18 protein-coding genes are annotated in these 19,875 nt (G+C 59.5%); 15 read left to right on the top strand and 3 right to left on the bottom strand.

From position 1 onward, the window contains the following. Positions 1-6: 6 nt before the first annotated feature. The 15 genes from dop (at position 7) to CXQ93_RS10960 (ending at position 17,175) form a co-directional block, all read left to right on the top strand. Positions 7-1,575, top strand: coding sequence for a depupylase/deamidase Dop (dop, locus tag CXQ93_RS11030; protein WP_104110663.1), 1,569 nt, complete (start codon positions 7-9; stop codon positions 1,573-1,575). A gap of 104 nt (positions 1,576-1,679) precedes the next feature. Continuing rightward, positions 1,680-2,471 (top strand): hypothetical protein, encoded by a 792-nt coding sequence (locus CXQ93_RS11025; protein WP_146073217.1) that lies wholly within the window; start codon positions 1,680-1,682, stop codon positions 2,469-2,471. Between the two features lie 129 nt (positions 2,472-2,600). Then, positions 2,601-2,807 (top strand): ubiquitin-like protein Pup, encoded by a 207-nt coding sequence (locus CXQ93_RS11020; RefSeq protein WP_062288874.1) that lies wholly within the window; start codon positions 2,601-2,603, stop codon positions 2,805-2,807. A 5-nt stretch (positions 2,808-2,812) separates the two neighbouring features. Next, positions 2,813-3,652 carry a proteasome subunit beta gene (gene prcB, locus CXQ93_RS11015; protein WP_104110471.1) on the top strand — a complete coding sequence of 280 codons (840 nt, stop codon included), beginning with the start codon at positions 2,813-2,815 and terminating at the stop codon, positions 3,650-3,652. A gap of 1 nt (position 3,653) precedes the next feature. After that, positions 3,654-4,430 carry a proteasome subunit alpha gene (gene prcA / locus CXQ93_RS11010; RefSeq protein ID WP_104110470.1) on the top strand — a complete coding sequence of 259 codons (777 nt, stop codon included), beginning with the start codon at positions 3,654-3,656 and terminating at the stop codon, positions 4,428-4,430. 175 nt (positions 4,431-4,605) lie between these two features. Continuing rightward, positions 4,606-5,976, top strand: a complete 1,371-nt coding sequence (gene pafA, locus CXQ93_RS11005) for a Pup--protein ligase (protein ID WP_104110469.1) — start codon at positions 4,606-4,608, stop codon at positions 5,974-5,976. A 218-nt stretch (positions 5,977-6,194) separates the two neighbouring features. Next, positions 6,195-7,139, top strand: coding sequence for an FKBP-type peptidyl-prolyl cis-trans isomerase (locus tag CXQ93_RS11000; RefSeq protein ID WP_181036129.1), 945 nt, complete (start codon positions 6,195-6,197; stop codon positions 7,137-7,139). Between the two features lie 23 nt (positions 7,140-7,162). After that, positions 7,163-7,558, top strand: coding sequence for an FKBP-type peptidyl-prolyl cis-trans isomerase (locus CXQ93_RS10995; RefSeq protein WP_104110467.1), 396 nt, complete (start codon positions 7,163-7,165; stop codon positions 7,556-7,558). A 175-nt stretch (positions 7,559-7,733) separates the two neighbouring features. Next, positions 7,734-9,776 carry a YafY family protein gene (locus CXQ93_RS10990; RefSeq protein WP_104110466.1) on the top strand — a complete coding sequence of 681 codons (2,043 nt, stop codon included), beginning with the start codon at positions 7,734-7,736 and terminating at the stop codon, positions 9,774-9,776. Between the two features lie 9 nt (positions 9,777-9,785). Further along, the gene (locus CXQ93_RS10985; protein ID WP_104110465.1) at positions 9,786-10,157 is read left to right on the top strand and encodes a hypothetical protein; all 372 of its coding nucleotides are present in this window, start codon (positions 9,786-9,788) and stop codon (positions 10,155-10,157) included. Positions 10,158-10,178: 21 nt separating this feature from the next. Beyond that, positions 10,179-10,484: a Sec-independent protein translocase subunit TatA gene (gene tatA / locus CXQ93_RS10980; protein ID WP_104110464.1), complete on the top strand. Its 306-nt coding sequence runs from the start codon at positions 10,179-10,181 to the stop codon at positions 10,482-10,484. 59 nt (positions 10,485-10,543) lie between these two features. Further along, positions 10,544-11,344: a twin-arginine translocase subunit TatC gene (gene tatC / locus CXQ93_RS10975; protein WP_104110463.1), complete on the top strand. Its 801-nt coding sequence runs from the start codon at positions 10,544-10,546 to the stop codon at positions 11,342-11,344. Positions 11,345-11,379: 35 nt separating this feature from the next. Further along, positions 11,380-14,265, top strand: a complete 2,886-nt coding sequence (locus tag CXQ93_RS10970) for an RNA helicase (RefSeq protein WP_104110462.1) — start codon at positions 11,380-11,382, stop codon at positions 14,263-14,265. Between the two features lie 71 nt (positions 14,266-14,336). Continuing rightward, entirely contained in the window at positions 14,337-15,983 is a 1,647-nt protein-coding gene (locus CXQ93_RS10965) for an amidohydrolase (protein WP_104110461.1), read from the top strand. 460 nt (positions 15,984-16,443) lie between these two features. Then, entirely contained in the window at positions 16,444-17,175 is a 732-nt protein-coding gene (locus tag CXQ93_RS10960; RefSeq protein ID WP_104110662.1) for a polyprenol monophosphomannose synthase, read from the top strand. Between the two features lie 628 nt (positions 17,176-17,803). Here the strand turns inward: CXQ93_RS10960 and CXQ93_RS10955 are convergent. The 3 genes from CXQ93_RS10955 to CXQ93_RS10945 form a co-directional block, all read right to left on the bottom strand. Continuing rightward, a complete protein-coding gene (locus CXQ93_RS10955) occupies positions 17,804-18,145 on the bottom strand; it encodes an RNA polymerase-binding protein RbpA (protein ID WP_062288904.1) in 342 nt (113 codons plus the stop codon). 175 nt (positions 18,146-18,320) lie between these two features. Next, positions 18,321-19,256, bottom strand: coding sequence for an SPFH domain-containing protein (locus CXQ93_RS10950; protein WP_104110460.1), 936 nt, complete (start codon positions 19,254-19,256; stop codon positions 18,321-18,323). 88 nt (positions 19,257-19,344) lie between these two features. Next, the gene (locus CXQ93_RS10945) at positions 19,345-19,830 is read right to left on the bottom strand and encodes an NfeD family protein (protein ID WP_104110459.1); all 486 of its coding nucleotides are present in this window, start codon (positions 19,828-19,830) and stop codon (positions 19,345-19,347) included. Positions 19,831-19,875 lie beyond the last annotated feature (45 nt).

Genomic DNA, 19,875 nt, shown 5'->3' with positions numbered 1-19,875 from the left:
CGCGTCATGGGTGCCGAGACCGAGTACGGCATCCACGCACCGGGCACCCAGGAGTTCAACGCCACGTGGCTCTCGACCCAGGTGGTGCACGCCTATTCGCGTGAAACCAACCACCGGGCGTCAGCTGGTGGGGAAACGCGCTGGGACTACACCGACGAGGACCCGTTGGCCGATGCCCGCGGTTGGTCCATGCCGCGCGCCGTTGCCGATCCTAGCCAGCTCACAGATTCAGAACCTGTTCTGACGGCCGCTCAAATTGCGTTGGAGGGCGGTGAGGTTCGCGAGAGCTCCGCACCACTGATGATGAACATGGTGCTGGGTAATGGGGCGCGGCTCTACGTGGACCACGCGCACCCCGAGTATTCCTCCCCGGAGGTCACCAACCCACTCGACGCTGTGCGCTGGGACGCTGCCGGCGATCTCGTAGCCCTTGCAGCTGTCCGCCGGATTGCGGCTACACCCGGGGTGCCGGCGATCAATTTGTACAAGAACAACACTGACAACAAGTCTGTCTCCTACGGCAGTCACGAAAATTATTTAATGCCGCGCAGCGTCCCCTTCAAGGACATTGTCGCCGGACTCACACCGTTCTTTGTCACCCGAGCCATCATGTGCGGGGCTGGCCGAGTCGGCCTGGGCCAAGACGGGTCCGGTAGTGGCTTTCAGATCACCCAGCGGGCCGATTTCTTTGAAGCCGAGGTGGGGCTCGAAACCACTATTCGCCGGCCCATTATCAACACCCGGGATGAGCCGCATGCCACTGCTGAGAAGTACCGGCGCCTGCATGTAATCATTGGCGATGCTAATTTGTGCCAGGTTTCCAACTTCCTCAAATTCGGTACCACCGCTCTTGTGCTGGACATGATTGAACATGGAACTGCTCCGGAACTGGAGTTTGCAGACTCTGTAGAGTCCCTGCGTGCCGTCAGCCATGACTGGGAGCTGAAGGAAAACCATTTGCTTGCCGATGGCAGTTTCGTCAGCGCCTTGGATGTGCAATGGCTGTACTTGAATGCAGCCAAAGCCCATTGCGCCAGCAATGGCTCAAGTCACCAGGAAACGGGGGACGGCCACACTGCAATGGTGCTGGCCAAATGGGCAGAAATTCTCACAGCGCTGGGGACGGATCCCATGAGCCTGGCCGGCCAACTTGAATGGGTGGCAAAACTAAACCTGCTCCAGCAATACCGCACGCGAGACAACATGTCGTGGGACGATCCTCGCTTGGGGCTGATTGATCTGCAATGGTCTGATATTCGCCCTGAAAAGGGGCTCTATTACAAGCTTCTGCAGCACGGGCGCATCCAGCGTTTGGTGAGCGATGACTCCATTACCGCCGCCATGACGCAACCACCGGCTGACACTCGGGCGTACTTCCGGGGCCGCTGCATCCAGGCGTTTGGCCGCAACGTGGTGGGCGCCAGTTGGGATTCGGTCATCTTTGAGGTGCCGCAACTTCGTCGGCTGCAACGCATCTCCACGAAGGAGCCGTTACGGGGCACTGAGCAACTGACGCGCGAATTGTTCGACGGCAACCCAGAACTAGCTGATTTCTTGAGCGCCTTGGCGCTGTGACATTAACATGCGGTGAAATTAACGGATCGTGCGCATTAATAGCTTGAGCAGGCCCCCGGGCATCAGATATAATTAGTCATTCGATTATACTAATGGGGGAAATTGTGACTTTTACATTCATTTCTGCACGCCCGTCCGTTTTTATTTCTGTTGCAGCGGCAGCGCTTTTGGCGCTGACATCTTGCAGTGGAGCGGGAACACCAGTGGCTTCGACGCAGGAGCAGCCAGCGGCATCAGCTGAACAGAGTGCAGGCGCTGCGCCTGCACCGGAGAAGACCGAAGAGCAGCAGGCAGAGAAGCCGGCAGGGTCATCCAAGGAGTTCACGGAGGCGCAGCTGACGGCAATCTTGGAAGGCCTCAAGGATGCCGACGGCAAGCCGTTGACGCTGATTCCGGCTGCTCAGCTTAAGCAGGGCCAGGAAGTGACTAAGACCACCTTGGCGGGGGTCACCATTACTCCTGAAGCTTGCAAGGCCTATGCCAACTCCAACGCACAACTGCCCGACGGTAGTGTCTACGCCGCCGGCTCCTGGATGGGTGATGTCACGGCTGGAGAGATGACTGTAGTGACTGTGCTCTCCGCTAAGCCGCAGGTCCTCTCCGCCACCATGGACCGTGCCGGCAAGAACAGTGGGGCCTGCTCCACGTTCACCATGGAAATTGCCGGCCAGTCAATCAAGACCACCATGAAGCCGGTGGGCGTAGATACATCCGCCGAGGTGGAAAAAGGAATGCTGATCAGCCAGGACATGCCTACCGGCACTACCAACACCGTGACGCTCGAGGCGCTGCAGGGTGGCCTGTTAGTCTCGGTGGTTCAAGTTGGCGGTGACGGCAGTGAGGCAGCCGCCAAGAAGCTGGCCACAGTGGTAGATCAGGTCATCGCAGCTTCCTAGCTCCTCTCGCTGATTCCCGCACCGTCGTGAACCACGGCCCGCTGACTGCACGCAATCTCAGCGGGTCCGTGGCAGGATGGAAGCAGGTGCCGATCAAGGCCCCGGGTAATCAGCTAAGAAGGATGCATCATGGCTTCTCAGGAACAGAAAAACGTTTCCTCGCGTACGGAGGAAGAGCACGTCGACGAGCTTCCAGTACCAACGCCCGCCCCGGACTCAGCCGCCGCCCAAGCCGCTACCTCAGGAGTGGACGATCTCCTGGATGAGATTGACGGCGTCCTGGAAGTCAACGCCGAAGAATTCGTGCGCGGTTTTGTCCAAAAAGGTGGTCAGTAGGGCCCATGGCTGGCACCGGTCGCAGCGGTCACAGTGGGTACAGCGGATTTCCAGCGCTGGAAGGTGAAGGCTCCTCGTCGTCGTTCCTTGACCATGTGAGCCGCAGCCATCCAGGGCTCCTGCCTTTTGGGCGCGAGCTTCCCGCTGGCAGCATGCCCGCCACGCCCCACGGCACCACCATTGTGGCGCTGACGTTTCGTGGCGGGGTACTCATGGCGGGGGACCGGCGCGCCACCATGGGCTCCATGATCGCCAATCGGCACATTGAAAAAGTCTTCCCAGCGGACAAATATTCGGTACTGGGTATCGCTGGCACGGCCGGAATCGCCATTGATATGGTGCGACTTTTCCAAGTTGAATTGGAACATTACGAGAAAATCGAAGGCACGCTGCTCAGCCTCGAGGGCAAGGCCAACCGTCTTGGTGCCATGGTCCGAGCCAACCTCCCCATGGCCCTGCAGGGGCTCTCGGTGGTGCCGTTATTTGCCGGAATTGAACGTGGTGAACCGGCTGGCCGGCTATTCTCCTATGATGTGACAGGCGGCCGGTACGAGGAGCGCGAACACCACAGCGTGGGCTCCGGATCGGTCTTTGCTCGCGGTGCGTTGAAGAAGCTGTGGCGCCCGGAACTCTCAGCTGACGAGGCTGTGGCGGTGGCCGTGGAGGCGCTCATCGACGCTGCCGATGACGACTCCGCCACCGGTGGCCCTGACCTCGTCAGGCAGCTGTGGCCCGTGATTTATACCGTGACGCACGACGGCGCAGCCCGGGTTCCCCAGGAAACGTTGGCCACCGTGGTGGCTGGGATTCTTTCGCGACGATCCGCCGAACGCCGGGAGGCCTGAGATGTCGCAACAATTCTACGTATCCCCGGAACAAGTCATGAAGGACCGGGCCGATTTTGCTCGTAAGGGCATCGCCCGGGGCAAGTCAGTGGTGGTGCTCAGTTACCGGGACGGCATGGCTTTAGTGGCCGAGAACCCTTCGCCCACGCTGCATAAGATCGGTGAGATTTACGATCGCATCGCGTTCGCTGCCGTGGGAAAATACAACGAATTCGAAAGCCTGCGACAGGCGGGCGTGCGCTACGCCGATGTCCGCGGCTACTCCTACGATCGTGTGGATGTGACAGCGCGCGGATTGGCCAGCGTCTACGCGCAAAGCCTGGGCACTGTCTTTACGGCTGAACAAAAGCCGTTCGAGGTTGAGTTGGCTGTAGCCGAGGTGGGTGAGAGCGAATCTGGGGACCACATCTTCCGGCTGAACTTTGATGGCTCCATTGCTGACGAATCAGGATTCCTGGCTATGGGTGGACAAGCCGATACCGTGCAGAAGGCTCTGGAGAAGCTGTGGATGCCCGGAGCAGAACTGACCTCGGCCCTGCGCTGGGCGGTCAGTGCGCTGGAAGCTCCTCGCAAGGCCGCCTCCGCTGTTGCCGGTGCCGCTGGTGCGACGGGCAGTTCCGCAAGTAGTACTGTGGGCGCGGTTGACATCGCGCCACTTGACGCGGCCAGATTGGAAGTTGCGGTGCTCGAACGCAGCGCCTCGAGAGTGCGGGGATCCCACAGGGCTTTTCGGCGATTGGACCGTGGCGATGTGGAATCGCACCTGGCCAGTGGCTAGAGGTGCTGCCCCCAGATCGCCAATGCAAAAGCATCAAAGCACTTAACCTGCACCGCGTCTGAGCAACAAAGCACCTATTTTTTTACAGCACTGACCATGCACAGCACATACCCTCCACGCACTTGATCAGCACTACCTGTGCGTGAACACAGCAACTTAAAGGAGACCTGAGACGGTGGACCGGCGGATTTTTGGCATTGAAACCGAATTTGGCGTTACTTATTCTGCGCCCGGATCCCGGCCACTGACCCCGGAAGAAGTGGCCAGATACTTGTTCCGCAAGGTGGTCAGCTGGGGGCGTTCCTCCAACGTTTTCCTGCCCAACGGATCTCGGCTGTACCTGGATGTTGGCTCGCATCCGGAATACGCCACGGCCGAGTGTGATGGCATTGCCCAGTTGATTGCCCAGGACAGGGCAGGGGAACTCATCTTGCACGATCTGGTGCAAGAAGCCCAAGCGAAATTGGCCCAAGAAGGCTACGGCGGGAAGATCTTCCTGTTCAAGAACAATGTGGATTCTGCCGGCAACTCCTACGGCAGCCACGAGAACTATCTCATTTCACGCAGGGGAGAGTTCAACCGGCTCGCAGACATCCTCATCCCGTTCCTGGTGACACGGCAGCTCATTGCCGGTGCGGGCCGGGTGCTGCCCGCTGCGCAAGGCGGTAAATTTGCCTTCTCTCAGCGAGCTGACCACATTTGGGAAGGCGTCTCCTCAGCCACCACCCGGTCCCGGCCCATCATTAACACCAGAGACGAGCCACACGCAGACGCGGAATTGTACCGCCGCCTGCACGTGATTGTGGGTGATTCCAACATGTCGGAGACCACCACCATGCTGAAGGTCGGTAGCCTTGATTTGATTCTGCGTATGGTGGAAGCCGGGACCATCATGACCGACATGCGCCTGGAGAATCCCATCCGCAGTATTCGTGAAATCTCTCATGACATCACCGGTAGTCATCCGCTAAAGATGGCTGACGGCCGGACCATGACCGCTCTTGACATCCAGCGGCACTATCTGGAGAAGGTCAGTGGCTTTGTCCGCTCCCATGGCGCACACAACACTTTGGTCCCGCAGATCCTGGACCTGTGGGAACGGACGCTGGACGCTGTCGAAGCCCAGAATTATTCGAGCATTGACACGGAAATCGACTGGGCCATCAAAGCCAAGCTCATTGGCTCGTACGTGGACAGGCACAACGTGGCCTGGGGGTCACCGGAGGTTGCGCAGTTGGATCTGCGCTACCACGACATTGACCCCCAACGCGGATTATTTAACATGCTCGAACGCAGGGGAGCTGCCGCGAAGGTGGCCACCGAAGCTGAGATTGCCGCTGCCGTTGACACGGCTCCCGCCACCACCCGGGCCCATTTGCGCGGGCAGTTTGTCAATGCCGCCAGAGAATCCGGACGTGATTACACAGTCGATTGGGTGCATCTGAAGCTCAATGACCGAGCCCACCAGACCATCCTCTGCAAGGACCCTTTCAAGAGCGTAGACGAGCGCGTTGACGAGTTAATTGCCTCGCTACAAAGCGAATAGCCATGTGAGGGCCAGCCTTCGTTCAGCTTGAGCGGATAAGCTAGATGAGCTCGTGTAGCCGATCACATAATCTATTCCTCGGATCGGTCACTGGCCCCATTGAATTTTGCCGTAGCAGCTCCGTGCAGCTACGGCGCCCTGACATGAATCATCCAGCGACCGAAAGTGTATCTGTGCGTCGACTTCTTGCACTGCTTCTTCTTCCCATTCTGCTTATTGTGACAGCGTGTTCACAAGATGCCACCGGCACCGACTCACCGGATGCATCAGCTACTTCTGTCACAATTCCGCCAGCTAATGCCGAGGCGCTTGCCTCCGTCAAGGCGGTAGATCAGGGGAAGAGCAAGGCCCCTAAGGTCACCTTTGACAAGCCGTTGGATGTCAAAGCTGAATCAATGCGAGTCATCACCGACGGAACCGGTGCACAGGTCAAGGATGGTCAGACCATGGAATTCCGTGGCATCAACCTTGACACCAAAACGGGAGACACTCTCGTTGAGAACTTCACCGCGACGACCGGCGAGACCGTGCAGCTCAACGACGTCATGAAGACCCAGTTCCCGCTGGTCTATTCAACGTTCACCAATGCCAAGGTCGGTGCCTACGTGGCGTACGCCAACCCCGCCGTTGCCGCAGTTTCCGGCTCCACAGCCGCTCCGGCACAAGATGCACAGCCCGCAACCTTGAGCGTTTTCCAGATCACCTCAGCCAAGGACACCCCCGCGCCGTCGAAACTCATGAGCGCTGATGAGACGGCCGCACTGGAAAAGGCCGGCAAGTTGCCTACGGCCAAGTTTGATGCCAAGGGCGTCCCCACCATCACCATCCCCAAGAATGATGCGCCGGCCGGTCTGACCGTGCAGGTTCTCACCGAGGGTACAGGTGCCGTCCTGGCCGCCACAGATAGCATCTCAGCGTTCTACACCGGCTGGACCTGGTCAGATGGCAAGAAGTTTGACTCGGCCTACGACCGTGGCGAAGCTGCTGCATTCGGCCTCCAGGAGGTTATCCCCGGTTGGACTCAAGGTTTGACCGGCCAGAAAGTGGGCTCTACCGTATTGCTGAGCATCCCGACTGACCTTGCCTACGGCGAAACTGCAGCATCCCAGGGCAAGCCGGCTGGACCACTGGTATTTGTTGTTAAGATTGAATCGAAGAAGTAACAACACCAACCCCAAGGAGCACCATGTCTTTCGGAGCACGCAACTTTGACCGCACCAAGCCGGAAATCGAATTCCCCGCACACGCCGTCCCCACCGAATTGGTGATTGAGGACCTGATCGAGGGCACCGGCACCGAAGTAGTGCGCGGCAGCACCGTGTCTACCCACTATGTGGGCGTCGCCTTCTCCACGGGCGAAGAATTCGATTCCTCTTGGGGCCGCGGTAACCCCCTGGACTTCAAGGCCGGCATTGGCCAGGTCATCCAGGGCTGGGACCAGGGTCTGCTGGGCATGAAGGTCGGCGGCCGCCGTCGTCTGGAGATCCCCTCGGAGCTGGCCTACGGCTCACGCGGCGCCGGTGGAGCCATTGGCCCCAACGAAGCCCTGATCTTCGTGGTTGACCTGGTAGCAGTTCGATAAGCAATAGCATTTAGCAACTACGGCCCCGAGGCAGCTGCCTCGGGGCCGTAGTGCATTAACTCCCGCTTAGGTCCAGCCGTGTTCTCAGCGTTTGGGTTCATCACTTTTGAGCTGGGTGCGTCACAGACAAGGCGATGAATCTGCAACTTGCTCCGGCTGCTAGTACGCTGACAAGGTGTCCACAAAAATTGATGCCACAGAGCGCCTCCTGAATCTGGTGATTGCCCTCCTGGGAACCCGTCGCGGTTACAGCAAGTCTCACATTCGGGACACCATCAACGGCTATTCCGGCGACGCCCAGGACCAGGTCTCGTTTGAGCGCATGTTTGAACGGGACAAGAAGACCCTGTTGGAGCTGGGTATTCCGCTGAGGCAGTCAGAGGTTTCCGGAGATGATGCTCAGGAGCAGGTCTTGTACCGCATTCGCCCTGAGGACTACGGGGTCCCGGAAATTCGCTTGGATGAATCGGCTATGACGCTGCTGGCCATTGCGGCCAACTTGTGGGCTGGTGCTTCCCTTGGTGCTCCGGCCCAGTCTGCGCTACGCAAAATTGCGGCCAGGACCGGCACCGGCTGGTATGAGGATGACACCACCTCGCAGTCACGCATTCGCACAGCGGAGCCGGCCTTTGAGCCACTCTGGAGCGCGCTGCGCAACCACCACCCGGTCACCTTCGAGTACCGCAAATCCGCCACGTCGGCCACCACTTCACGCACAGTCGAGCCACTGGGTCTGGGCAATAAATACGGGCAGTGGTACCTGGCGGCCTTTGATGTGGACAAGCAGGCAGAGCGCAATTTCCGTTTGTCCCGCATTACCTCAGAAGTTCGCGTTCATGACAAGGACAGGTTTGAGCGTCGAGAGGACTTCCGCATCGCTAACGTCCTGACACGGCTGGGCACCGGAGAAGAGCATAGTGCCCGGATTGCCGTACCGAGCGGATCCGCCCACTGGCTGCGCACCGATGCAGTGGCGGCACAGCGGACCACGATCCCCGAACTCGGCTGGCAGCGGGACGGCTGGGATGTCCTGAGCGCCAGCTACCGGGATGCGGAGCTCATGGCCGACGAAGTTGCCACCATGGGTACCCAAGCCCTCGTGGTGGATCCGCCCGAACTCTATGATGCCGTGGCGGACCGGCTGCATCGGGGCGCCCGTGCTGCCACGACCCAACCTGGGCCGCTGGCCTGGACAAAAACACTGCCAGTCCTTGGCGCACGCAAAGCAGACACCCGGGACCGGCTTGTCCGGCTACTGTCCATGGTTCCGTATTTGGTGACCAACCCTGGCGTTGAAGAGGCCGAGGTGATGGCCGAATTTGGCATCACCGCCAAGCAGTGGGAAAAAGACCGGGACACGCTCAGCGTCACGGGTTTACCCGGCTACCTGCACGGGGACCTCATGGACGTCACCACCGAATCCGGCCAGGTATTCATTAGGGACGCCGAAACACTTGCCAGCCCCCTGCGCCTGACCCAGGAGGAAGCTTGTTCGGTGCTGATCGGCTTGCAAGCTCTGGCGTCCATTCCCGCACCTGAACGCAAACTCCCGCTCGCGCAGGCCATCAAGTCTCTCGCCACGGTGGCGGGCAAGGACGCCTGGCTGGCAGACGCCGTCGGACTTCACTTGGTGTCCGGCACCGAGATGGAGAACGTCGCAGCACTGCAGCGGGCCATTCAGCATGGCCGCGCGTGCGCCATCACGTACTTGGTGCGCCACCGCGACGAACTCAGTGAACGCACGGTTGAACCGCTGCGGCTATTCTCTGTCGATACAACGTGGTATTTGCGCGCTTGGTGCCGTAAGGCGGGGGAGCTGCGCAGCTTCAGGGTTGATCGGATCAAGGACATGCACGACGGCGGTCCCCAAGAGTATGTGCCCAGCGAATCGGTGGGGTGGCTCCCCGGAACGAGTATCTACGATCCCGGAAGTGGTGACGTCCAGGTTCAGCTCATTGCTGACTCCACAACAGCCCGGAGGTTGGCGCCTGCCTACAACGCCAAGCTTTTTGACTTAGGTGACGGCGTGGTGGGCCTGCGCCTCTTGGTGGGGGATACCTCCATCCTCGCGCCGCTCATGGCACGGCTGGGCGGGCATGCTTATGTGGCCGGCCCAGAGCCCGTCCGCCAGCAGGTGACGGCCTGGCTTGAGGAATCGGCGGCGAGCTATGACGCTTACGGCGAAAACGTTCCGGCTACTCCCAGTCTGGGCGGATAGACTCAATAAATGCCTTGGTGGTCTTGGATTCTGATATGGATAGCGCTGGCAGCGCTGTCGCTACTTTTCGTGGCTTTTTTAGGTTTCAGGCTTTGGCGCGGAGCCGCTGCACTGATGCGAACCTTCAGTGACGTCTCGGCAGAGCGTGCCAACTATTGGGACGCAAGCCTGGAACGCGCCACAGTGCAGCACGTCACAGAACCGCGTAATGTAGTTCCGGGCGCTGCTGTTTTTGCAACACCTGAAGAAATGAAGCATGATTACTTAGCCGCCAAAGAAGAACGGCGTTTCGCCCGCCTGCAACGGCGCGTCGCCCGCAGGAAAGAACGCGGACAGCTCCAATCCTTGCGCGACATCGAAGCTTTACAAGACGTAGGATGAACCAAAAGGAAAGGCTTTACCGTGGGAAGACTTTTTGAGAGCCCCTGGGCTATCACCATCATTATCATCGTTGTACTCTTGCTCTTTGCTGCCCCGAAGTTGCCGGGCATGGCTCGTAGCCTGGGCCAGTCAATGCGGATCATCAAGTCCGAGGTCAAGGAAATGAAGAACGACGGCAAGGACGAGAAGCCAGCGGCAGCGCCGAGCGCTTCACCTGCGCCTGCCCCTGCGCCTGAGGCACCCTTCGAGGGCAAGATCGTCAACAACCCGACGCAGGGCAACACCACGGGCGAGGGTACCGGAACCGGTACCGGCGCTCAGTCATAGAAAAGGTCGCAGAGCCGGTGGGCGCTACAAAAGGCCGTAAAGCCAACCCCGAAGGACGGATGCCGCTCAAGGCACACCTGATCGAGGCCCGGAACCGGCTCTTTAAGAGTGCCCTGGCCATGATCCCCGGAGTTATTCTTGGCTGGATCATCTATGATCCGCTCCTCGTTGCACTGACGCAGCCACTGCGCGATATCAGCGCTGAACGCAATATTGTTGCCACCTTGAACTTTCAGGGTGTCACCACGTCCTTCGACTTGAAGATCCAGATCTCCTTGATTCTGGGGCTGATTATTGCTTCGCCCGTGTGGATCTATCAACTCTGGGCATTTATCACCCCTGGCCTGACGAAGAAGGAACGCCGCTACACGCTGTCCTACATGTTCGCATCAGTACCGCTGTTCCTGGCGGGAATCTATGCCGGGTGGTTGATTTGGCCGAATATTGTGAAGGCGCTGACCTCTTTCACACCTGCGGGTAGTGAGGCGGCCAACATCATTACGGCGTTGGAATACCTGCAGTTTGCCATGCAGTTGATGCTGTTCATGGGTGCGGCATTCCTGGTTCCGGTGTTACTTTTCGCGCTCAACGCCGTTGGTATTGTTCGTGGCCGGACCTACTTGAAAGCGTGGCGTTTCACGATTTTGGGTGTCACCATTGTCTCGGCCATGGCAGCACCTGGTTCGGACGTCATGAGTATGTTCTTCCTGGCTGCTCCACTGTTGGTGCTGTACTTCGGCGCCATTGGCTTGTGCATACTCAATGACAAGCGCAGGGACCGTAAGGCAGCCAAGAAGGTGGTCGAATCTGAGGCTAATGCGGATGTGGCCACACCCTCCACAGATCTGGAAATAATCTGATCTGAGCGGCCTTCTGGCTGACGTAGGCTTGTACTATGCTCACCTCTGACATGCCAAGCCCTTCCGAACGCTACTTGGCAGCCAAGCAGCGGATTCAAGACAGTAGTTCCGACCTTGGCGACTTCAAGGACGGCCTGAATTTTGAACTCGATGATTTTCAAGACACCGCGTGCCGGGCCGTCCAGGCCGGTCGCGGTGTTTTAGTTGCTGCCCCCACAGGTGCCGGGAAAACCATCGTTGGGGAATTTGCCGTTTACCTGGCGCTGCAACGTGGCCACAAGGCCTTCTACACCACACCCATCAAGGCCTTGAGCAACCAAAAGTTCCAGGAATTCTCCGCCCAGTATGGTGCAGAAAACGTGGGATTGCTGACAGGCGATACCAGCATTAACGCCGAAGCTCCAGTGGTCGTCATGACCACCGAGGTGCTCCGCAATATGCTCTACGCGGACTCGGACACACTCACCGGCTTGGCCTATGTGGTCATGGATGAGGTGCACTACCTGGCAGACCGCTTCCGTGGCGCCGTCTGGGAAGAAGTGATCATCCACCTCCCCAGCGAGGTCGCCGTGATTTCGCTCAGTGCCACCGTGTCTAATGCCGAAGAGTTCGGCGCCTGGTTGGGCACCGTCCGTGGCGACACTGCCGTGGTGGTCTCCGAACACCGCCCAGTTCCGCTGTGGCAGCACGTCATGGTGCGCCGGGATCTGGTTGACCTCTTCGCCGACAACGTTGCCTTTGATGAAATTGCGCCAGACACTGGCCGTTCAGTCACCACGAGCCCCGCCACGAAGAACCCAAAGATCAACGCCGAACTACTCAAGCTGGCCCGCAGCGAATCGGTCAGCACCGGCCGCGGCACAAGCCATGGCCGCAGAGGCGGCGGAGGATCCCGCGGCCGCGGTTACCAAGACAGCTCCAGTCAAGATCGCGACAACCGCAACAGCAGTCCGCAAGGCTGGGCCCGCGCGGCCACCAGGCCACAAGTCATCAGGGCGCTGGAAAGCAAGAACTTGCTACCGGCTATCACCTTCATCTTTTCCAGAGCCGCATGTGATGCCGCCGTGCAACAGTGCGCTGCTGCCGGGCTCTGGCTCACCACAGATGAGGAACAAGCGGAGATTGCCTACCGGGTAGATAAGGCCTGCGCGGAACTACCGGACTCCGATAAAGATGTGCTGGGCTTTTGGGGTTGGCGTGACGGTCTGCTGCGAGGCCTCGCCGCTCACCATGCCGGCATGTTGCCCAGCTTTAAGGAAGTCGTGGAGGACCTGTTTGTCAGTGGTCTTGTTCGCGCAGTTTTCGCCACTGAAACGCTGGCTCTGGGCATCAATATGCCCGCCCGCACGGTGGTGCTGGAGAAGCTGGAGAAGTACAACGGTGAGGCCCATGTTGGTATCACCGCGGGGGAGTACACGCAGCTGACCGGCCGCGCGGGCCGTCGCGGAATCGATGTTGAGGGTCACGCCGTAGTGCTATGGCAGCCGGGCACCGACCCCACTGCTGTGGGGGGCTTGGCGTCCAAGCGCACCTACCCGCTGAACTCCAGTTTCCGGCCCACTTACAACATGAGTATCAACCTCATCGCACAATTTGGCCGCACCCGTACCCGGAGCATCTTGGAATCCTCCTTTGCCCAATTCCAGGCTGACCGCTCGGTGGTTGACCTGGCGCGCCAAGTACGTTCTCGGGAGGAATCACTCACCGGCTACGAAAAAGCCATGACGTGTCATCTGGGCGACTTCAACGAGTACGCAAAATTGCGCCGGGAACTTTCGGATCACGAATCCGGCGCGTCCAAGTCCAAGGCCAAACAACGCCGTGACGCCATCGCGCAGTCCATGGCCACGCTGCGGACTGGGGACGTGATCATGGTGAGCGGTGGGCGTAACCCCGGTTACGCCGTCGTACTTGATGCCGACAGCAAGGCGCGAGTTCCGCGGCCTGGCGTGCTGGGCATGGACAAGGAATACCGTCGGCTGAGCCTGCATGATGTGAGCGGACCGGTGGAAGCGCTGGGCCAGGTTCGGGTTGCTAAGGGTTTCAACCCGAAGGTGCCCAAGGACAAGCGCAACCTCCTGGCGGCCGTTGAAGCCAAGCTGGCCGAACCTGCCGTGCAGTTCCCCAGCCGATCGGACGCCTTCACCCTGGCAGGCTCGGTGGCGTCCGATGACGAGGCGATCGCCACGCTGCGCCGGAACTTGCGCGCACACCCCTGCCATGGCTGCAGTGACCGGGAGGATCACGCGCGGTGGTCGGAGCGCTGGTGGACGCTGCGCAAGGAAACCGACGGAATTGTTCGGGCCATTCAGGCTCGCACCAACACCATTGCCCGGACCTTTGATCGCGTCATTGACCTTCTGGCTAGCTACGGATTTGTGGTGGCCGATCCGGCCGGAAACCTGGTCCCCAGCGAGGACGGGCAGCGGTTGCGCCGCGTCTACGGCGAGAAGGATCTGCTCATTGCGCTGACCCTGCGCAAGGGATCTTTTGCCGATCTCGACGCGCCGGAATTGGCCGCATTTGTAACCACCTTGGTCTACCAATCCAAGCGCGACGCCGAAGGGACCCGCCCGCGCATGCCCAGCGTGAGTCTGGAACAGGCAGTGGAGGACGTGGTGGTGCTGTGGTCACGGCTGCAGGACGCCGAAGAATCGCACAAGCTGCCGCTGACCAGTGAGCCCGAGATGGGCTTGGTGTGGTCCATGTACAAGTGGGCTCAAGGCCGCAGCCTGCACGATGCCTTGAACGGCACCGATCTGGCCGCGGGTGACTTTGTGCGCTGGACCAAGCAGGTCATCGACCTATTGGGTCAGCTTTCCGCAGTCCCTTCGGCACCTCCCGGATTTACTGGCACGTGCCGCAAGGCCGTGGAGTTGCTGCGCCGCGGAGTGGTGGCTTACACCACCGTGGAGAACTAGCCAAGCATTTTTGTTGTACAAATTTTGTTGACTTCTGTCCCTCGTGGACATTGCGAAAGGACCATCTAGCCATGTCATTGACCCTGTACCGCAACGGTTCGGTATACAGCGCCGTAGATCCACTAGCCACTGCCATGCTGGTGGATGGCGACGTGGTGGCCTGGGTGGGCTCCGAACATGCCGCCACCTCGCTGCTGGATTCACGCATGCGTGAAGTGGACCTGGCCGGTGCCCTCGTGACGCCGGGATTCGTGGATTCCCATGCGCACATCACCGAGACCGGACTTGCCATGGAGTCGGTGGATCTGGCCGCTGCCCGTTCCGCCAAGGATGTTTTGGATCTGGTAGCAGCTGCGGCTGGCTCTGCGATCGATGGGGTTCTTCTGGGACATGGCTGGGATAACTCGATGTGGCAGGATCACCGCTTGCCCAGCGCCGTGGAGTTGGATAACGCCACGGGCGGCCGCGAGGTTTATCTGGCCCGAGTGGATGTGCATTCGGGATTGGTGTCAGCAGCCTTGGCCCTGAGGTGCCACCTAGCCAGCGTTGCGGGCTGGGATGGTGACGGTCTGGTCAGCGGTGCTGCTCATAGTGCCGCTCGTGATGCCGCACGGAGTTTGACGCCGGAGCGTCGTGAGGCCGTGCAGCGGAAGGCGCTTCGGCACGCGGCTGCCAATGGCTATGTGGCTTTGGCCGAGATGGCGGCCCCTCATGTTGGTTCGCCTGCAGACTTGGCAGCGCTGGTGGCGCTGGGTGCCTCCGACGCCACCGAGGCGCTTCCTGAAGTCCTGCCCTACTGGGGACAGCTGGTCTCCAGCGCCTCCGAGGCCCGTGAACTGTTGGCAAGTCTCGACGTCGACGTGTTGGGCCTTGCAGGTGACATTAACATTGACGGCTCGCTAGGTTCCCGCTCGGCATTGTTGCGCCAGCCGTATGCCGACGCACCAGAAACTTCTGGGACGGCACACCTCACAGTAGAACAAGTGGCCGATCACTTTGCCGCTACCTCGGAACTTGGCTTGACCGGCGGCTTTCATGTCATTGGAGACGGCGCCATGGCCATTGCCGTGGAAGGCCTGGAACGAGCTGCACAGCGTGTGGGCATTGACTTGATTCGTGCCGCTGGCCACCGGCTGGAACATGCAGAAATGGTAGATGACGCGGCCATGGAGATCTTGGCGAAGTACTCTGTCACTGTTTCCGTGCAACCCGCCTTCGACGCTGCGTGGGGCGGTGCTGATGGTATGTATGCCCGCCGCTTGGGCGTTGAACGTGCCAGTGAACTGAACCCTCTGGGACGTTTCTACGCTGCCGGCGTTCCGCTGTGCTTTGGTTCAGACACCCCCGTGACGCCCCTGAACCCCTGGGCTAGTGTTCGGGCGGCGCTGAATCACCACTCACCCGAGGCCCGTATCTCCGCCCGCGCGGCCTTTATTGGTCACACCCGAGCCGGCTGGCGTGCGGCTAAGGCAGCTGACCCCTTCCACGGCCAGTTGGGTCCTGGGGCACCGGCCAGCTTCGCCGTGTGGGACGTGGAGCAGCTCATGGTCCAAGTGGCGGATGAGCGTGTGCAGTCGTGGTCAACTGATCCGCGGGCGCGCACACCTCTGCTGCCGGCGCTGGACACTGGAAGTGACCCTCGTTGCCTGCAGACGGTCCATAGGGGCCGTGAACTCTACGCAGCACCAGATTTCCCCACGGCGGCTCCCGCACTCTAAGCGCCGCGGATTGCCTGTCGGGAATAGTTATCCAAAGGGCCTGAATTCGCCGTTGGACTATAAATTCTTTGCTGACTCGGGTACTCTTCTGACCTGCAAGGATACCCATATCCGCTGGTCAGAGCCGTGTTGACAGGCTCGGCCAAGGCAATTAGTTTTAGGGGAGCGGAGAACCTCCCATGGGAGGTTTCCGGTCGGTACGGATGTCTGTTCTGCCGACACTTGGGATAAGTTCACGCGCCAGTAGAAAACAAAACAGATCTGCGCCTTGGCGCTGGCTGTTTTGGTCCGAAGGCGCGTGAACTTATCTTTTCTCAGGCACCCGCACCTATAATGGACTTTTGGCGTTACCTGCCTAGCAACTGTCCTGGCCGCTGTGAGTTGATTGCCACTGCTGGCCCAGACGGAGGCAGCGGTAGGGCCCTCCACCTTTACATTCAATACGGAAAGGCACCAATTGCTGCGTGTCCTGACGATCATTCCTACCTACAACGAGATTGAGTCGTTGCCCAAGACGTTGGCACGTCTGCGTGCTGCTGTGCCTCATTCGGATGTGCTGGTTGCTGATGACAACAGCCCCGACGGGACCGGCCGCTGGGCCGATGAATTCGCCGCCAATGATCCACAGGTTCATGTCCTTCACCGCGCCGGCAAAGAAGGTCTTGGTGCCGCGTACTTGGCTGGCTTCACCTGGGGACTGGATGCGGGGTACGACGTACTCGTTGAGATGGATGCCGATGGCTCCCACCAACCCGAGCAGCTTCCGTTGCTCTTGGACGCCATCGACCAGGGCGCCGACCTGGTTCTTGGTTCACGTTGGGTTCCCGGTGGAAAAGTGGTCAACTGGCCGCTGCACCGCAAGCTGATCTCCACCTGCGGCAGCCTGTACTCACGCGTCATCTTGGGCATCTCCATCCGCGATGTTACCGGCGGTTACCGGGCCTTCCGGCGCAGCACCCTTGAAGCGCTCGATTTCGACGCCGTTGAGTCGGTGGGCTACGGCTTCCAGGTGGACATGCTCTGGCGCGTTTGCCAGAAAGGCATGAAGGTTGTGGAAGTTCCCATCACCTTCGTCGAGCGTGAATTCGGCGCGTCCAAGATGAGCGGGAACATTGTCCAGGAAGCCATGATCAACGTCACCAAGTGGGGACTGACTGCCCGCTGGAACAAGCTGACCGGACGCAACAAGTAGCATCTGGGTTCACGAGTCCGGCTCAGTACAGTTCTGGTGGACAGTTTAGCCGCGCAAGTGAGTTCCAGGGGCCTATGGCGCAGCGGAGTCATTCAAGCCCACGGGCCTATGGCGCAGCTCAGTGGCCCGATTCCGGACGGTCAGGCGTGATTTTTCTCGTAGGGCTTGCTCGAGTGTCCACTTAACGTACGCTTTGGACTGTTTTTGGATCTCAACCGTACGTTAAGTGGACTCTCGAGTGCTGGCCCAGACAAATGGCAACCGGGTTCACGAGTACGGCTCACTACAGTTCTGGCGGACAGTTTAGCCGCGCAAGTCAGTCCCGGGGTCCAGGAGCGCAGCGGAGTCATTCAAGCCCACGGGCCTATGGCGTAGCTCAGTAGCCTGATTCCGGACGGCCAGGCGTGATTTTTCTCGTAGCGATCGCTCGAGTGTCCACTTAACGTACGCTTTGGATCGTTTTTGGATCTCAACCGTACGTTAAGTGGACACTCGAGGGCTGGCCCCAGCTATCTGGCCGCGGGGCAGGCCACAACTGTCCAGAACGCAGTCCTTAACAACAGAACGCCCCTGGGAAGATCCCAGGGGCGTTCTGTGTGCTGCGGATGCTTTGCATCTGCCGTCAGGCTTAGACCTTTTCGCCGCGCTTTTCGCGCAGGATGGTCAGGCGGTCGGCCAAGATGACTTCCAGCTCCGGAAGTGTGCGCCGTTCCAGGAGCATGTCCCAGTGGGTACGGATGGGCTTGTCATTGGACGTGTCGGGGGCCTCGCCGTTGACCAGCAGGGCTTCCTTGCCGGTCTTGGACATCCAGGTGGCAGGGATATCAGCCTCGGACGAGAACATGACGAACACCTGCTCGCCATCGGCGCAACGGTACTCCACGCGCTGGCGGGGAGCCGGCTCCACACCTGATTCCGTCTCCATGCTTTGTGCGCCCAGACGCATGCCGCGCAAGCTGCGATCGCTCATGACTTCTCCCTCAAGTTGATTACTGTTGTTTCAACGCATCACGCTCATCAGTTGTTCCTGCACTGATGGTTGCGATGCTAAAAGCTTTGGCCGGGCAAGCGCCACGCGGCCAATCACCCATTATACGTGATTGGCCGCGTGGACTATGCAGTTAGTGGCGATTGCCAGTGGCGGGTTATTGCCCGGCACCTGCGAGAGGATCGACGGCGTCGTCCGTGTCAGGGGAACTGGTACCCAAAACGTTGCCGATTCCCTTCAAAGCCTCGCCCACTTCGCTGGGGATGATCCACAGCTTGTTGGAGGTTCCGGAAGCAATCTTGGGCAGGGTCTGCAGGTACTGGTAGGCCAGCAGCTTCTGCGTCGGGTTGCCCTTGTGGATGGCGGCGAAGACCTTCTGGATGGCCTGAGATTCACCGTCAGCACGCAGGATGGCCGCCTTGGCGTCACCCTCAGCCTTCAGGATCGAGGACTGGCGCTCACCTTCAGCAGTCAAAATAGCTGACTGCTTGGTGCCTTCTGCGGTAAGAATGGCTGCACGTCGGTCACGCTCAGCACGCATCTGCTTTTCCATGGAATCCTGGATGGACAGGGGCGGATCAATGGCCTTGAGCTCAACACGGCTAACGCGGATGCCCCAGCGGCCCGTGGCCTCATCGAGCACGCCACGGAGCTGACCGTTGATCTGATCACGTGAGGTCAGCGCCTCTTCCAGATTCAAACCACCAACAACGTTACGCAGGGTGGTGGTTGTCAGCTGCTCAACGGCCTGGATGTAGTTTGCGATCTCGTACGTAGCCGCACGGGGATCGGTAACCTGGAAGTAGACCACCGTATCAATGGAAACCACCAGGTTGTCTTCGGTAATAACCGGCTGCGGCGGGAATGAGACAACCTGCTCACGCAGATCCAGCAGCGGCAGCAAGCGATCCACAAACGGGATCAAAATGGTCAGGCCAGGATTGAGCGTTCGCTGGTATTTACCGAGGCGCTCCACTACACCGGCGCGAGCCTGCGGAATGATGCGCACCGAGCGCACCAGAACAATAACGACAAATATCAGTAGGACAAGAATTACAAACAGCCACACTATTGCGCCGGCTCCGTCTCCCATGAAATCCCCTCTTTTCTATGTTTAAGAATCGTGTATCCGTGCATGGCTCCACCGCGCAGGCGCGGTGTGGTCCTTGCGCCGAAAGTGCTTAGGCTGTGGTTGCGGGTGTTTCGGTACTCTTGTGCGCGGACGGATGGTTGATGATGGCTGTTGCCCCGTCAATAGCGGCAACTTCAACCTTGGCGCCTACTGGAATCTCGGCACCCCCGGCAATCCGAGCGGTCCAGATGTCTCCGCCAATCTTGACTAGTCCGCCGCCGGTGCCAACAGTCTCCAAGACCACCGCAGAGTGACCAATAAGGCGCTCCACGTTGGAGAGTTGATCGGCAGGGCCGCGATGCAGGTGGCTCATGGCCAGCGGCCTAATGAGAACAGTTGTGGCCAGGGCAACGACACAGAATATGACAATCTGCAGCCAGAGCTCAGCGCCAAACAGGAATGCCACAAGTGCGGCGAGTGCTCCGACGGACATCAAGATGAAATACAGATTCAACGTCAGCATTTCAGCGACAGCCAGAAGCAGGAAAACCGTCAGCCAGATGATCCAGCCGAAGTCATTGATCCATTCGAGCATTGAGTCCCCCTTAGGACTTATTTCGTATCTATGACCCTACTACGT

It is taken from the genome of Arthrobacter sp. N199823, assembly GCF_002929705.1.
Classification (GTDB): Bacteria; Actinomycetota; Actinomycetes; order Actinomycetales; family Micrococcaceae; genus Specibacter.
This window is presented reverse-complemented; position numbering and strand designations above follow the sequence as displayed.

What these genes read in the sequence shown, in the direction of transcription:
- CXQ93_RS10945 (WP_104110459.1), bottom strand. Translation starts at nt 19,830, where the DNA reads ATGCTCGAATGGATCAATGACTTCGGCTGGATCATCTGGCTGACGGTT.
- CXQ93_RS10995 (WP_104110467.1), top strand. Translation starts at nt 7,163, where the DNA reads ATGTCTTTCGGAGCACGCAACTTTGACCGCACCAAGCCGGAAATCGAA.
- CXQ93_RS10965 (WP_104110461.1), top strand. Translation starts at nt 14,337, where the DNA reads ATGTCATTGACCCTGTACCGCAACGGTTCGGTATACAGCGCCGTAGAT.
- prcA (WP_104110470.1), top strand. Translation starts at nt 3,654, where the DNA reads ATGTCGCAACAATTCTACGTATCCCCGGAACAAGTCATGAAGGACCGG.
- prcB (WP_104110471.1), top strand. Translation starts at nt 2,813, where the DNA reads ATGGCTGGCACCGGTCGCAGCGGTCACAGTGGGTACAGCGGATTTCCA.
- CXQ93_RS11020 (WP_062288874.1), top strand. Translation starts at nt 2,601, where the DNA reads ATGGCTTCTCAGGAACAGAAAAACGTTTCCTCGCGTACGGAGGAAGAG.
- CXQ93_RS10955 (WP_062288904.1), bottom strand. Translation starts at nt 18,145, where the DNA reads ATGAGCGATCGCAGCTTGCGCGGCATGCGTCTGGGCGCACAAAGCATG.
- tatC (WP_104110463.1), top strand. Translation starts at nt 10,544, where the DNA reads ATGCCGCTCAAGGCACACCTGATCGAGGCCCGGAACCGGCTCTTTAAG.
- dop (WP_104110663.1), top strand. Translation starts at nt 7, where the DNA reads ATGGGTGCCGAGACCGAGTACGGCATCCACGCACCGGGCACCCAGGAG.
- CXQ93_RS10970 (WP_104110462.1), top strand. Translation starts at nt 11,380, where the DNA reads ATGCTCACCTCTGACATGCCAAGCCCTTCCGAACGCTACTTGGCAGCC.
- CXQ93_RS10985 (WP_104110465.1), top strand. Translation starts at nt 9,786, where the DNA reads ATGCCTTGGTGGTCTTGGATTCTGATATGGATAGCGCTGGCAGCGCTG.
- CXQ93_RS10950 (WP_104110460.1), bottom strand. Translation starts at nt 19,256, where the DNA reads ATGGGAGACGGAGCCGGCGCAATAGTGTGGCTGTTTGTAATTCTTGTC.